Below are 13,777 nucleotides of genomic sequence, written 5' to 3'. Positions count from 1 at the left end.
CTAGTCGTCCTTCTTGCGGGCGGCCGCGAGGTCGAGCGACAGCACGGCGGCGAGGATCAGCAGGTGGTCCTCGCCGTCGGCCACCCGCACGGCGTAGGTGTCGCGGAAGGTGAGCCAGCGCTTGGACACGTTGGCCACCTCCCGGCCACCCCGCTCCACCACGTACTCGTGGTCGAACAGGTCGCCCTTCATCTCCAGGTCGTCCGGGCCGGGCACGTCGATGGTGAACCGGTCGCCGAACGGCGTGAAGAACTTCTTCTTCACCTCCGCGGCCTTCTGGTCGCCCACCGTGATCGTGTAGGTCTCACGCAGCGACACCAGCTGCCGGTGCACCGACGCCAGCTCACGGCCCGAGGGGTCCTCGATCACCAGCCGCCCGCGCAGGCTCAGCACCTTGCCGTCGACGTGCAGCACCAGCCGGCCGTCCTCGTCGGTGATGTCGAAGTCGTCACCGATGTCGAAGAAGCGTTCCTTGATCAGGTACATGCCGCTCATTCTCCGGCAGTCGCGCCCGCCCGCGAGTGCAGCCACCCGGCCAGGTCGGGCTGCGGCTTGGCGATCAGCCAGCCCTGGAGCACGTCACAGCCCATCGAGCCGAGAAGTCCTGCCTGCTCGGCGGTCTCGACGCCCTCGGCGACGACCCGCATCCCGAGTGAGTGCGCGGTACTGACCACGAGCCGGGTCAGCACGCTGTCGGCGGAGGTCTCGTCGGTGACCTTGTCGACGAACGACTTGTCGATCTTGACCAGGTCGGCGGGCAGGTCGCGGAGCATGGTCAGCGACGAGAACCCGGTGCCGAAGTCGTCCAGCGCGATGCTCACGCCCAGGTCGCGGATCTCGCGCAGCAGCTGGGCGGTCGAGCGCATGTCGCCGATCACGGCGGTCTCGGTGAGTTCCAGGCACAGGCACGACGCGGGCAGGCCGGAGTCGGTCAGCGCCTGGAGCACCTCGCGGAAGAACGACGGCTGGGCGATCTGGAGCGCGGACACGTTGACCGAGACCTTGAGCCGATCTCCCCCACCCCCCGAAGGCCAGCTCGCGGCCTCGAAACAGGCTGTGCGCAGCACCCATCGGCCGAGGTCGACGATCAGCCCGGTCTCCTCGGCCACGGTGATGAACTCCACCGGTGACACCGGGCCGAGCTCCTCGTCGTCCCAGCGGGCCAGGGCCTCGGCGCCGACGATGCGGCCGCTCAGCACCCCGGCCAGCGGCTGGTAGGCCAGGGTGAGCCGCGCCTCGCGCACCGCCTCGCGCAGCCGCCGCTCCAGGTGGTGCCGGGCCCGGCGGGCCAGCAGCCCGGGGTCGAACTGGGTGACCCGGCCGCGGCCCTTCGCCTTGGACCGGACCATCGCCAGGTCGGCCCGCGAGACCAGCTCGGGCAGCAGAGGGCCGCCGATCTGCGGCACCGCCTCCACCCCGGCCACGCCGACGCTCGCGCCGATCGTCACCAGCGAGTCCACCGCCTCGCCGGCCCCGTGGTCGACCGTGACGGCGAACGGCAGCGCCGCCTCGTGCACGATCCGGTCCGCGACCGCCTGGGCCTGGCCCGGGGTCAGCACGCCGGACAACAGCAGGGCGAACTCGTCACCGCCCAGGCGCACCACCCGGTCGCCGGCGCGGGCCAGCCGCCGCAACCGGTCGGCGAACTCCCGCAGCACCTGGTCGCCGGCGGCATGGCCGAGGCCGTCGTTGACGTCCTTGAACCGGTCCAGGTCGACGTACAGCACGGTGACCTCGTCCGGTTCACCCGACCACTCCGCCAGCGACGTCCGGTTGGGCAGGCCGGTCAGCGGGTCGTGCCGGGCCTGGAACGCGAAATCCCGTGACAGGGAACGGAACAGCGTGGTCACGCTGACCGTCATCACCTCGCCGTCGGGCATCAGGGCACCGATGGTGGAGACGCCGTGCGAGGAGCCGAGCTCGTCGGTGACCACGGCACCCGCCTCGGCGATTTCGGTGCCCGCCGGCAGCAGCACCGTGGGCACCTCGGTCGCCAGCCGGGCCAGCGTGGTGCGGCTGTGCACGGCCCGGCCGAAGCCGAGCCGGCCGTTGATCCAGCGCTCGAACCAGCCCCGGTCCAGCACCAGCGACCCGGCGCCGGACGGGCAGGCGCGCACCACCACGCTCGCGGCCTGCGGGTTGCGGCGGAACCACTCGTCCAGGTCCAGCACCCGCATGGCCGGGTTCATCATCACGGCCGGCTCGGCGATGTCTCCCAGGACCGTCGGGCGGCCCCATCCGTCGCGGGTCACGCAGCCCCTGTCGGCAGCGGCCCGGCCCTCGACAGGATTTACGGGCGCGGACCCAGGCACTCCGGCAGCACGGCGGAGGGCAGCCACTCGGTGAACGCCTCGGAGCCGGGCCGGGGCTTGGAGATCAGCCAGCCCTGGAGCGTGTCGCAGCCCATCCCGGCCAGCCGCTCGGCCTGCTCGTTCGTCTCCACCCCCTCGGCACAGACGCTCATGCCCAGCGAGTGCGCGGTCTCGATCACCAGCCGGGCCAGTACGCTGTCGGTGCTGGCCTCCTCGGCGATCTTGTCGATGAACGACTTGTCGATCTTCACCACGTCGGCCGGCAGGTCGCGCAGCATGGTCAGCGACGAGTAGCCGGTGCCGAAGTCGTCCAGCGCGATGGTGACGCCCAGGTCGCGGATCTCCTGGAGGTTCTTCGCGGTGGCGTGCATGTCACCGATCACCGCGGTCTCGGTGATCTCCAGGCAGAGGGTGCGCGGCAGCAGCCCGGACTCGGCCAGCGCGTCGGCCACGTCCCGCACGAACGAGGGCTGCGACAGTTGCACCGCCGACACGTTCACGGTGACCTTCATCCGGCGCCGGATGCCGTCGGTCGACTCGAACATCGGCCAGGTGGCGGCCTCCCGGCAGGCGGTGCGCAGCGCCCACCGGCCCAGGTCGATGATCAGGCCGGTCTCCTCGGCCAGCTTGATGAACTCGTTGGGCGAGACCGGCCCGAGCTCGTCGTCCTCCCAGCGGGCCAGCGCCTCGGCGCCGACGATGCGGTTGCTGGCCACCTCGGCCAGCGGCTGGTAGTGCAGGCGCAGCCCGCCGTTCGCGATCGCCAGCCGCAGCCGGCGCTCCATGTGGTGGCGGGCGCGCAGCTCGGCCTGCGAGCCGCGGGTGGCCAGCACCTCGGCGTCGAAGTGCGTCACCCGGCCGCGGCCGTGCGACTTGGACTGGAACATCGCCAGGTCGGCCTGCGACACCAGGTCTTCCAGGCTGGCGCCCGACATCATCGAGTCCGCCGCGGCCACCCCCACGCTGGCGCCGACGCTGGCGACCGCCTCGACCTGCTGCCCGTCGCCGTGGTCGACGGTGACGCTGAACGGCAGCGACGCCTCGTGCACGATCCGGTCGGCCACGGCGCGGGACTCGTCCGGGGTGAGGGCTCCGGCGAGCACCATCGCGAACTCGTCACCACCCAGCCGGACCACGCGGTCGTCGGCCCGGGCGATGTTCTGGAGCCGCTCGGCGAACATCTGGAGCACCTGGTCGCCTACCGCGTGCCCCAGGCTGTCGTTGACGTCCTTGAACCGGTCCAGGTCGATGTACAGCACGGTGAGGGCGCCGGAGCGGGGGTCGTGCCCGCGCACCCACTCCATCAGCGAGGCCCGGTTCGGCAGCCCGGTCAGCACGTCGTGCCGGGCCTGGTAGGCGTAGCTGTACGAGAGCGCCCGGAACAGCGTGGTCACCGAGAGCGTCATCAGGGTGCCGTCGGCGGCGATCACCCCGACCGTGGTCACCGAGGCCTCCTCGCCGGGGGCCTCGTCGGTGACCACGGCCGCGGCCGCGTCGATGCTGGTCTCGGCCGGGAGGAACACACTGGGGACGTCGTCGAGGTCGGCCAGGGTCATCCGCTTGAACACCGAGCGCCCGTAGCCGAGCGCGCCGGTGACCCAGCGGTCGAACCAGGCCCGGTCCACCACGATCGGCCCGGCGACCAGCGGGACCACCACGGTGGTGGCCCGGGGGTTGCCGCGGAACCAGTCGTCCAGCTCGGCCACCCGCATGTCGGGCGGCATGGTGACGGCGGGGACGGCGATGTCGGCCAGGATCGCCTTCGCCCAGCCGGACAGCGGTTCCGGCTTGGACGCCTGCTGATCGGGCAGGCGATGTCGCCCTCTGCGGGGCCTGCCGGTGGGCTGGGCCCACGGCATGGCTGGCGCCACCGCCACGACGCTTCCCCTTCCGGACAGGACACGAGTGTTGCGCTATCCGTCGTCCGATCACCCTTCGGCGATGATCCGCCGAAGGTGTGACGCCCGACCGTGTGACGGTAACCGGCCGAGGGGGGTTCTGTGCATCGTCCCTACGCCGACCGAGGGGTAAACCACCACCACAAATACTGACAGGTCCGGCACTGCCGGGAATCCGTCACCTGAATGTGATTTCGGCTCAGCGGCCTCACCCGACTTGACCCGCCACCGGCGTCACGTCTACGGGTGTCCGCAGCACCCGATCGTGCCCGACCACGCGGGACTCCCCGGTCAGCCGGACGCTCCCCCGGGCGGGCAGGTCACGGGAGGAGGTGCCCAGCGACACCTCGATCTCGCCCGGCTCCACCACCCGGGACAGGTCGCGGCTCACCAGCGCGGTGCGGTCCGCGTGCACCCTGAACGCCACCCGGGCGCTGCCGCCCGGTTCCAGCCGCACCCGGGCGAACCCGGCCAGCCAGCGCACCGGCCGCACCACCTGGGCCACCGGGTCGCCCAGGTACAGCTGCACCACCTCGGTCCCGGCGCGGCGCCCCCGATTGTGGACGACGACGCTCGCGACCACCTCGCCGTCCGTCGGGATCTCGGCCTGGTCCAGCCCGAAGCCGGTCAGCTCGAACTCGGTGTAGGACCGGCCGTGGCCGAACGGGAAGAGCGGTGTGACGTCGACGCTGCTGATCGTGCTCGGCTCGCCCAGCGGTGGCTGGAGATAGGTGAAGGGCTGGCCGCCCGGGCTGCGCGGGATCTGCACCGGCAGGCGGCCACCCGGCTCCAGCCGGCCGGACAGCACACCGGCCAGCGCCTCGCCGCCCTCCTCACCGGGCATGAACGCCTGCACCAGACCGGCCGCCCGCCCGGCCACGTCACCCAGCGCGTAGGGCCGGCCGGAGACCACGACCACCACCACCGGGGTGCCGCTCCCCAGCAAGGCGTCGAGCAGTTCCGCCTGCGCGCCGGGCAGTTCCAGGTCGTCCACGTCGCAGCCCTCGCCGGAGGAGCCGAGGCCGAACATGCCCGCCCGGTCGCCGACGAAGGCGATGCACAGGTCGGCCTCCCGCGCCGCGGCCACCGCCGCCGGGATGCCGGAGCGGTCGTCACCCATCACCCGGCAGCCCTGTTCGTGGGTGATCGTGCTGCCCGGCAGCTCCTCGCGCAGGGCGTCCAGGGCGGTCGGGACGGCGATGCCCAGGCCCTGGTGCTCCGGGAACTTCGGCAGCACGTGGTTCGGGAAGGCGTAGCAGCCCATGAAGGTGTGCGGATCGTCGGCGCACGGGCCGACCACGGCGATCCGGCCGGCCGGATCGGCTCGCCCGACCAGCGGCAGCGCCGTGCCGGGATCGAGCAGCACCACCGACGACCGGGCGATCCGGCGGGCGATGTCGCGGTTGGCGGGCGGGTCCAGGTCGGCCGGCGGGCTCACCCGCGGGCTCCACCCCGGGTCGAGCAGGCCCAGCCCGGCCTTCTGGGTGAGCACCCGACGCACCGCACGGTCGAGCAGGCCCTCGTCCACCCGGCCCTCGTGCACCAGCTGCGGCAGGCTCGAGAAGCACACCGCGTCAGGCAGTTCCACGTCCAGGCCGGCCTCCAGCGTGGCGACGGCCGCACCGGCGTAGTCGGGGGCGATGCGGTGCTTGAGCGCCAGGAACGGGGTGGCCCAGTAGTCGGACACCAGCGTCCCGGTGAAACCCCAGTCGTCGCGCAGGATCTCGGTGAGCAGCCAGGAGTCCGCACCGGCCGGCACACCGTCGACGTCGGAGTAGGAGTGCATCACCGAGCCCGCGCCGGCCGCCACCGCGGCCTCGAACGGCGGCAGGATCACGTCGAGCAGCTCGCGGCGGCCCATCGGGACCGGGCCGTGGTTGCGGCCGCTGCGCGAGGCCGAGTAGCCGGCGAAATGCTTGAGCGTGGCGATGATCCCGGCGTCCTGGAGCCCTCGGACGTAGGCCGAGCCGAGCTCGGCGACCAGGTAGGGATCCTCTCCCAGGGTCTCCTCCACCCGGCCCCAGCGGTAGTCGCGCACCACGTCCATCAGCGGCGAGAGGCCCTGGTGCACACCCAGTTCCGCGAGGTCGCGGCCGATCGCGGCGGCCATCTCGCCGATCAGCTCCGGATCGAAGGTGGCGGCCCAGGCGATGGCGGCCGGGTACACCGTGGCGCCGTAGGTGGTGACGCCGGTGAGGCACTCCTCGTGGGCGATCGCCGGGATGCCCAGGCGCGAGGCCGTCACCACGCCCTGCTGGCGGGCCAGCTCGGCGGCCCCCTCGGCCGGGCTCACCGGGGCACTGCCGTAGACCCGGGTCAGGTGCCCGAGGCCGTGCTCCGCGGCCTGCTCCAGGGGAACGCCCGCCGCCCGGGCGAAGACCTGCTCCATCGGAGCGCTCTCCGGCGAGCCGGTCGCGGGCTCCTCGTCGTCCTTGATTCTCGGGGTGTTACCGACCCAGCGGCCGGCCAGCTGGCCGGCCTTCTCCTCGACGGTCATCCGGGCAAGGAGGTCCTCGACCCGATCCGTGACCGGCAGCGACGGGTCCCGCCAGCGCGCGTTGTTCTCCACTGCTCACTCCCTCGTGAGGTACGTCGAAAAGTTTTCGACGCCCGGGCCACCCGCGGAGTTCAAATCACCCGGGGACAGGGGTTTTTCCGTTCGTCGACGGTTTCACTCTCACCGAGCACCACACCCGCACGCAACCCTTGACATCACCTGACAGCGAAACTACTTTTCGAGAACTTCCGACATTTCCGGCAGCTTTCGCGAGTGAAAGCCGCCGACCCTGACCGAAAGATTCCACCAGCGCAGCGGGGCGCGAACCGGGCCCGCCGCGTTCCGATGAGCCGCGGCCGTCCGCGGCCGGTACCCGATGGAGATCACCGTGGATCCCATGCAGACGTCCCGCACCTCCCGCAGAAACTTCCTGGCCTTCGCGCTCGGCGTCCCGATCGCCGGCGCCACCCTCGCAGCCTGCGGCAGTTCCGGCCCCGGCACCGAGAACGGCGGTTCCGGAGGAGGTTCCGGCGGCAGCTACTGGTACCTCTCGGTCGACCCGAACGAGACCATCCGGCGCACCTCCCTGGACCGTTTCAACAAGGCCAACCCGGACGAGTCGATCAAGGGCACGGCCTTCCAGAACGACGCCTACAAGGAGAAGATCAAGGTCGCCATCGGCGCCGGGCAGGCCCCCACGGTGATCTGGGGCTGGGGCGGCGGCGGCCTGGCCAGCTGGGTGGACGCCGGCGCGGTGGAAGACCTGACCTCGTGGTTCGACGAGAACCCGGACCAGAAGGAACGGCGCTTCCCGTCGTCGTTCGCGGCGGCCACGGTGGACGGCAAGATCTACGCGGTGCCGGCCGAGACCGTCACCCCGATCGTGCTGTTCTGGAACAAGCAGGTTTTCGAGGAGGCCGGACTCCAGCCGCCCACCAGCTGGGAGGAGATCCTGGAGCTGGTGCCGAAGTTCAACGACAAGAAGATCGCGCCGTTCTCGCTGGCCGGGCAGTCCCGCTGGACCAACATGATGTGGCTGGAGTTCCTGTTCGACCGGATCGGCGGCCCGGAGATCTTCCAGGCGGTGTTCGACGGTGAGAAGGACGCCTGGTCGAACCCGGCAGCGATCAAGGCCCTCGGCGAGGTGCAGAAGCTGGTCAAGGCCGACGGTTTCATCAAGGGCTTCGCCTCGATCACCGCCGACACCAACGCCGACCAGGCCCTGCTCACCTCGGGCAAGGCGGCGATGATGCTGCACGGCGCCTGGACCTACGGCTCGATGAAGACCGAGGGCGGCGACTTCGTCAGCGGCGGTCACCTGGGCTACATGAACTTCCCGCCGGTCGCCGGCGGCACCGGCGACCCGAGCAACACCTACGGCAACCCGGGCCAGTACTACTCGCTCTCGTCCAAGGCCACCGACGAGCAGAAGACCGCGGCCAAGGACTTCTTCAAGACCCAGGTGCTCTCCGACGCCGAGCAGACCGACTGGGTCAACGACGCCGGCCAGGTGCCGATCGTGGTCGGCGTGGACTCCAAGTTCAGTGGGCTGGAAGACGCCGAGTGGCTCCAGTTCGTCTACGACACGGCGAGCACCGCCCAGACCTTCTCGCAGTCCTGGGACCAGGCGCTCAGCCCGACCGCGGCCGAGGAGCTGCTGAGCAACATCGCCAAACTGTTCTCGCTCGACGTCACCCCCGAGAAGTTCGCCGAGAACATGAACGCGGTCATCGGAAAATGACTGTCGGGATCCAGGTTCCGCCCGATCAGGGGACGCCCGGCCGGACCGCCTCGCACGCGGTCCGGCAGGGCTCCATCGGGTGGATGGCCCTGCCCGCCTTCCTGATGTTCGTGGCCTTCGCCGTCATCCCCCTGATCGGGGTGCTGGCCCTGAGTTTCACCCAGTGGGACGGCATCGGCGACATCCACCCGGCCGGGTTCGACAGCTGGCGCGACGTGCTGACCGACCCGGGTCTGCCGAACGCGCTCTGGGTCACCTTCGAGGTGATGTTCCTGTCCTGGGCGTTCCAGACCCCGCTGAGCCTGCTGATCGGCGTGTTCCTGGCCGCCCCGCACCGCTACCGGGGTGTGCTCGCGGTGATCTACTTCATCCCGCTGCTGCTCAGCCAGGCCGCCATCGCCATCACCTTCAAGGCCCTGCTCGACCCGAACTTCGGCCTCGGCGCCGGGCTGGGCGTCGACCTGCTGGTGCAGGACTGGCTGGGCGACCCGACGCTGGCCCTGTGCACCGTGGTCTTCGTGGTGTCGTGGCAGTTCATCCCGTTCCACTCGCTGATCTACCAGGGCGCCGTGCGGCAGATCCCGATCTCGCTGTACGAGGCCGCGCAGCTCGACGGGGCCGGGCGGATCCGCCAGTTCTTCAGCATCACCCTGCCCCAGCTGAGGAACACGATCATCACCTCGTCCACCCTGATGGTGGTCGGGTCGCTGACCTTCTTCGACCTGATCTGGGTGCTCACCGCGGGCGGGCCGGGCGACGCCACCCGGGCCCTGGCGCTGGACATGTACATCCGCGGTTTCCGGGCCAACCTGATGGGCCCGGCCAGCGCCATCGCCGTCATCCTCGTCGTCGTCGGCCTGCTGCTCGCGCTCGCGCTGCGGCGCCTGGGCGGCGGGCGCGACACCGGCAGCCAACTCGAGGGGATGTGACGGCATGACCGCCAGCACACTGGAGCGCCCGGCTCCCTACCGGAAACTGCTGCACCTCAACTGGATCGGTGGCCTGGCCGGCTGGTTCTGGCTGTTCGTGGTGATCGTGCCGATCTACTGGATCGCGCTCACCAGCATCAAGACCCGGTCGAACTACTACACCACCAACCCGCTCGCCCCGCCCGACGACATCACCTTCTCCAACTACCAGTTCGTGATGGACGCCGGGTTCCCGCGCTACTTCACCAACACCGTGATCGTCACCCTGGGCGCCGTGGTGCCCGCCGTGCTGATCTCGTTCATGGCGGCCTTCGCGATCGTGCGGGCCGGTGACGGCCGGTTCCTGCGCGGCGTGAACCTGCTGTTCCTGGCCGGTCTGGCGGTGCCGCTCCAGGCAGTGATCATCCCGGTGTACCTGATCATCATCAAGCTCCAGCTCTACGACACCCTGCTGGCGATCATCCTGCCCTCGGTCGCCTTCGCGATCCCGCTCACCGTGCTGATCCTGGTGAACTTCATCCGGGACGTGCCCAAGGAGCTGTTCGAGTCGATGCGCCTCGACGGCGCCAGCGAGTGGCGCACGGCCTGGTCGCTGGCCTTCCCGCTGACCCGGCCCGCCCTGGTCACGGTCGGCATCTACAACGCCCTGACGATCTGGAACGGGTTCCTGCTGCCGCTGGTGCTGACCTCCGAGCCGGACCAGCGCACGCTCCCCCTGGCGCTGTGGTCGTTCCAGGGGCAGTACGGCGTGAACGTGCCGGCCGTGGCGGCGGCGGTGGTGCTGACGACGTTGCCGATCCTGGCGCTGTACGCGATCGGGAGGCGGCAGCTGCTCAGCGGCCTGACGGCCGGTTTCGGCCGCTGACAAGCTATTTCGGGGGTTCGGCATGACCACATCGAGGCCCGGCCGGGCCACCCTGGCCACCATCGCCCAGGCCGCGGGCGTCTCCATCGCCACCGTGTCGAAGGTGGTGAACGGGCGGGACGACGTCTCTCCCGGCACCCGCGCGATGGTCGAGGAACTGCTGCGGCGGCACTACTACACCGGGCGCGGCGGCACCCGGCAGCCCACCGTGGAGGTGGTGTTCGCCGGGCCGCTGGCCGCCTACAGCAACGAGGTGCTGGAGGGGGTGCTGCGGGCCGCCGCCGAGCCGCCCGGCGTGGCGGTGATGCTGAGCAAGGGACGGACCGGGATCGACACCGGGGCGGGTGCCCCGGTCACCCCGACCTCCTGGGCGCTCGGGGTGGCCAAGGCCGGGCGCAGCGCGGTGATCAGCGTGAGCAACGAGATGACGGTGGAGGACGCCACCGCCCTGGCCGGGGCCAACGTGCCGCTCGTCGTGATCGACCCGCTCACCCCGGCCGGCGCGGACGTCACCAGCGTCGGCGCCACCAACTACGCCGGCGGGATCAGCGCGGCCGAGCACCTGCTCTCGCTCGGCCACACCCGCGTGGCCTATCTCGGCGGCGATCTGGAGGCGGGCTGCAACCAGGCGCGCTGGCAGGGTTTTCGCAGCACTCTGGAGACCGCCGGGCACCCGGTGCGCGATGATCTGGTGCTGCACGAGACCTTTCGCTACGCGGCCGGGGTGGCGGCGGGCGGTGCGCTGCTGGACCGGCAGCACCCGCCCACCGCGGTGTTCGCGGGCAGTGACGAGATCGCGGTGGGTCTGATCGAGGCCTGCCGCCGCCGCGGGGTGCGGGTGCCCGAGGACCTGAGCGTGGTCGGGTTCGACGACACCCAGCTGGCCGAATTCTGTTCGCCACCGCTGACCGTCGTGCGTCAGCCGCTGCGGGAGATGGGCCGGGTGGCGCTGCGCACCGCGCTGCGGCTGGCGGCGGGGGCCTCGGTGGACTCACATCACGTCGAGCTGGCGACGAGTCTGGTGGTGCGGGCGTCGACGGCGGCGCCGCGGCAACGCTGACGGGCCCGGCAGCTCTGTTGCCCATGTTCCGCAACGGTGAATGCACTCTCACTGCCCTGGATCCCGGACTTTCCCTCTGACCGCGGAGTAGTGGGGTGAACCTCCCGTAATCTCCGACAGGTGAAGACCATCCGCCTGCGAGTGACCCTGCGCGACGTCGAACCCCGGGTGCTGCGCATCCTCGACGTCCCGGCCGACAGCACCCTGGGCGAGCTGCACGACCTGTTGCAGATCGGCCTCGGCTGGCTGAGTCTTCAGCCGTACCAGTTCATCTCGCCCGCCCTCGCACCGGACCTGCCCGGCCTGGGCGAGCACTTCACCTACCACTACGACCCGGAGGACCGGTGGCGGCACGACGTCACGGTGCTCGGGCCGGGCGGCGACGCCGCCGGGTGTGTCTACGGCGAGGGCGTGTGCCCACCCGAATCCAGCGGTGGCCCGGCCGGTTACGCGAAACAGACTCGGAATCCGTTCGCCGCCCCGGACTTCGACCAGGACCGCACCGACCTGCGGGTTCGCCAGATGGCCGGGCGGGTGCCCGAAACCGTGCGCCGGCTGATCGAGCTCACCCTGCCGGGTGTGGAACTCACCGGCTCCGGCGCACTTCCGGAACCCGTCGTGCACTCGATGCATGCGCTGCGCCCGGACTGGAACGCCGGGGCCCCGGCCACCGACGAGGCCGGGCTGCCGGCCCTGCTCGTGCTGCACGGCGTGCTGCGCAGCACCGGCATCCTGTGGCACGGGCAGGGCACGGTGCGGGCCGTCGCGGCGGCACACGACGAACGGTTCGTGGTGCGCCGGCTGCGGGCCTGGTTCGAGCCGGGCACCTTCGGGGCGTTCGTGGCCGGCATCGCGGTGGGCGGCCTGGCCGCCCACGGGCCGCTGGCCGAGGAGGCCCTGGTGCACCTCGTGCTGGGCGAGACCTCACCACGCAATCCCGCGACCGCCGACGACGTGCGGCAGACCCTGCACCAGCTCGGGCCGGTGCTGAGCGGGCTCGACCTCGTGCGGCCCACCCCGGCCGGCTGGCTGCCCGGTCCCTCGGCCCGCACCCTCATCCCGAAGGCCACCGCGCTGGCGGTGCGCCCCTGCGGCGCTCCCGGGCAGTTGCTGACCTCGCAGGGCTGACGAGCAAAAAATGATGGACGACGAGGAGCCCGCACGGCTCGTCGTCGTCCATTGTTCTGGCAGGTCCGAAAAAGGAGTGGGCCCGGCCGGGCTCGAACCGACGACACCCGCGGTGTAAACGCGGTGCTCTACCAACTGAGCTACAGGCCCCTGATCCGGCACCGGGTGGGTGCCGGACAAGGATGATACTTACAGGGCGGCGATGGCCTCGCGGTAGCCCTCCAGCGACCGGGCCTCGCCCATGCCGTTGACGATGCTCCAGCGCAGCACGCCCTCTTTGTCCACGAGGAACGTGCCCCGGACCGCACTGCCCGTGGTCTCGTTGAACACGCCGTAGGCCTTGGCCACCTCACCGTGCGGCCAGAAGTCCGACAGCAGCGGGAACGGGTACTTCTCCGCCTCGGCCCAGGTGCGCAGGGCGAACATCGGGTCGCACGAGACGGCGAGCACCTGCACCGAGCCCTCGTCGAAGGCGGCCAGGTTGTCGCGGATCTCGCACAGCTCGCCGGTGCAGATGCCGGAGAAGGCGAACGGGTAGAACACCACGGCGACGTTCTTCTCGCCGCGGAAGGCCGCCAGCTCGACGACCTCACCGTGCTCGCTCTTCAGGGCGAACCCGGGGGCCGCCTGACCGATCTCGAGTGCCATGCCCGAATCCTTCCGCCGGGAGGTTTCCATGACTGTGCCGCGCGCCAGGACGAGCCTGGCACGCGGGACACAGTCTGTCAGGAATCCCCCGCCCCCACGCCACCGGCGGTCAGCGCCGGTGGCCCGGAGATCAGCGGCGCCCGGCCCTCGGGGTGGCCAGACGGGTCCCGGTCCAGTCCTGACACACGCTGATCGTGCTCGTGGCGTGCAGGCCGGCGGTCGGGGCGGACTCCTCGATCTCGCTGTGCTCGACGTGGCCGTCGCGCCCTGCCTTGGGCGTGAGCAACCAGATCACCCCGCCCTCGGCCAGGTTCGTCAGCGCATCGACAAGGGAGTCGACGAGGTCACCGTCACCGTCCCGCCACCAGTAAAGGGCAGCGTCGACGACGTCCTGGGCGTCCTCGTCGGCCAACTCGTTGCCCGTCAGCGTCTCGATTGCGAGCCGCAGATCGTCGTCCACGTCGTCGTCGTACCCGAATTCCTGTACGAACTGACCGGGCTTAAGTCCAAGCCTGCCGGCCATGGACTGCTCAGCCGCGGGCTCCGCGGTCGCGCCCACCTCACTGACCTCCTCCGCTGCCAACGCTCCCGCGCGGCGGCACTGGCGACCCTCTCGGGCCGCTCGCTGTCCGGACGGATCGTCTGATCCGCCCGGGTCGTCACCTGCATGTCACCGGTGATGCTCCGGTGCACGTTCTG

The 13,777-nt window shown here is 70.9% G+C and carries 11 protein-coding genes and 1 tRNA gene; 5 read left to right on the top strand and 7 right to left on the bottom strand.

Annotation, left to right across the window (positions count from 1 at the left end):
• From KIH74_RS18525 to KIH74_RS18510, 4 genes are all read right to left on the bottom strand, one after another.
• Entirely contained in the window at nt 1–486 is a 486-nt protein-coding gene (locus KIH74_RS18525; RefSeq protein ID WP_214157224.1) for an LURP-one-related/scramblase family protein, read from the bottom strand.
• 5 nt (nt 487–491) lie between these two features.
• Nucleotides 492–2,252, bottom strand: a complete 1,761-nt coding sequence (locus KIH74_RS18520; protein WP_214157223.1) for a putative bifunctional diguanylate cyclase/phosphodiesterase — start codon at nt 2,250–2,252, stop codon at nt 492–494.
• 38 nt (nt 2,253–2,290) lie between these two features.
• Nucleotides 2,291–4,189 carry a putative bifunctional diguanylate cyclase/phosphodiesterase gene (locus KIH74_RS18515; protein ID WP_214157222.1) on the bottom strand — a complete coding sequence of 633 codons (1,899 nt, stop codon included), beginning with the start codon at nt 4,187–4,189 and terminating at the stop codon, nt 2,291–2,293.
• 229 nt (nt 4,190–4,418) lie between these two features.
• Nucleotides 4,419–6,779, bottom strand: coding sequence for a glycoside hydrolase family 3 N-terminal domain-containing protein (locus tag KIH74_RS18510; protein ID WP_214157221.1), 2,361 nt, complete (start codon nt 6,777–6,779; stop codon nt 4,419–4,421).
• 325 nt (nt 6,780–7,104) lie between these two features.
• Here KIH74_RS18510 and KIH74_RS18505 point away from each other — a divergent pair, with 325 nt between their 5' ends.
• The 5 genes from KIH74_RS18505 to KIH74_RS18485 all read left to right on the top strand — a co-directional run bounded on the left by KIH74_RS18505 (nt 7,105) and on the right by KIH74_RS18485 (nt 12,430).
• The gene (locus KIH74_RS18505; RefSeq protein ID WP_214157415.1) at nt 7,105–8,448 is read left to right on the top strand and encodes an extracellular solute-binding protein; all 1,344 of its coding nucleotides are present in this window, start codon (nt 7,105–7,107) and stop codon (nt 8,446–8,448) included.
• 83 nt (nt 8,449–8,531) lie between these two features.
• Entirely contained in the window at nt 8,532–9,377 is an 846-nt protein-coding gene (locus tag KIH74_RS18500) for a carbohydrate ABC transporter permease (RefSeq protein ID WP_372492095.1), read from the top strand.
• A gap of 4 nt (nt 9,378–9,381) precedes the next feature.
• Complete coding sequence (locus tag KIH74_RS18495) at nt 9,382–10,242, top strand: carbohydrate ABC transporter permease (RefSeq protein ID WP_214157219.1); 861 nt, start codon at nt 9,382–9,384, stop codon at nt 10,240–10,242.
• Between the two features lie 22 nt (nt 10,243–10,264).
• Nucleotides 10,265–11,302 carry a LacI family DNA-binding transcriptional regulator gene (locus KIH74_RS18490; RefSeq protein WP_214157218.1) on the top strand — a complete coding sequence of 346 codons (1,038 nt, stop codon included), beginning with the start codon at nt 10,265–10,267 and terminating at the stop codon, nt 11,300–11,302.
• 120 nt (nt 11,303–11,422) lie between these two features.
• Entirely contained in the window at nt 11,423–12,430 is a 1,008-nt protein-coding gene (locus tag KIH74_RS18485; RefSeq protein ID WP_214157217.1) for a plasmid pRiA4b ORF-3 family protein, read from the top strand.
• 77 nt (nt 12,431–12,507) lie between these two features.
• Here KIH74_RS18485 and KIH74_RS18480 read toward each other — a convergent pair.
• The 3 genes from KIH74_RS18480 to KIH74_RS18470 form a co-directional block, all read right to left on the bottom strand.
• Nucleotides 12,508–12,580: transfer RNA gene (locus tag KIH74_RS18480), tRNA-Val, on the bottom strand.
• Nucleotides 12,581–12,619: 39 nt separating this feature from the next.
• Complete coding sequence (locus tag KIH74_RS18475; RefSeq protein ID WP_214157216.1) at nt 12,620–13,078, bottom strand: peroxiredoxin; 459 nt, start codon at nt 13,076–13,078, stop codon at nt 12,620–12,622.
• Nucleotides 13,079–13,208: 130 nt separating this feature from the next.
• Nucleotides 13,209–13,637 (bottom strand): DUF3052 domain-containing protein, encoded by a 429-nt coding sequence (locus KIH74_RS18470; protein ID WP_214157215.1) that lies wholly within the window; start codon nt 13,635–13,637, stop codon nt 13,209–13,211.
• Nucleotides 13,638–13,777: the final 140 nt, after the last annotated feature.

The sequence above is a fragment of the Kineosporia corallincola genome (genome assembly GCF_018499875.1).
Lineage (GTDB): Bacteria > Actinomycetota > Actinomycetes > Actinomycetales > Kineosporiaceae > Kineosporia > Kineosporia corallincola.
Note: the sequence above shows the minus strand (reverse complement) of the source record. Positions and strands in the feature narration are given on the sequence as shown.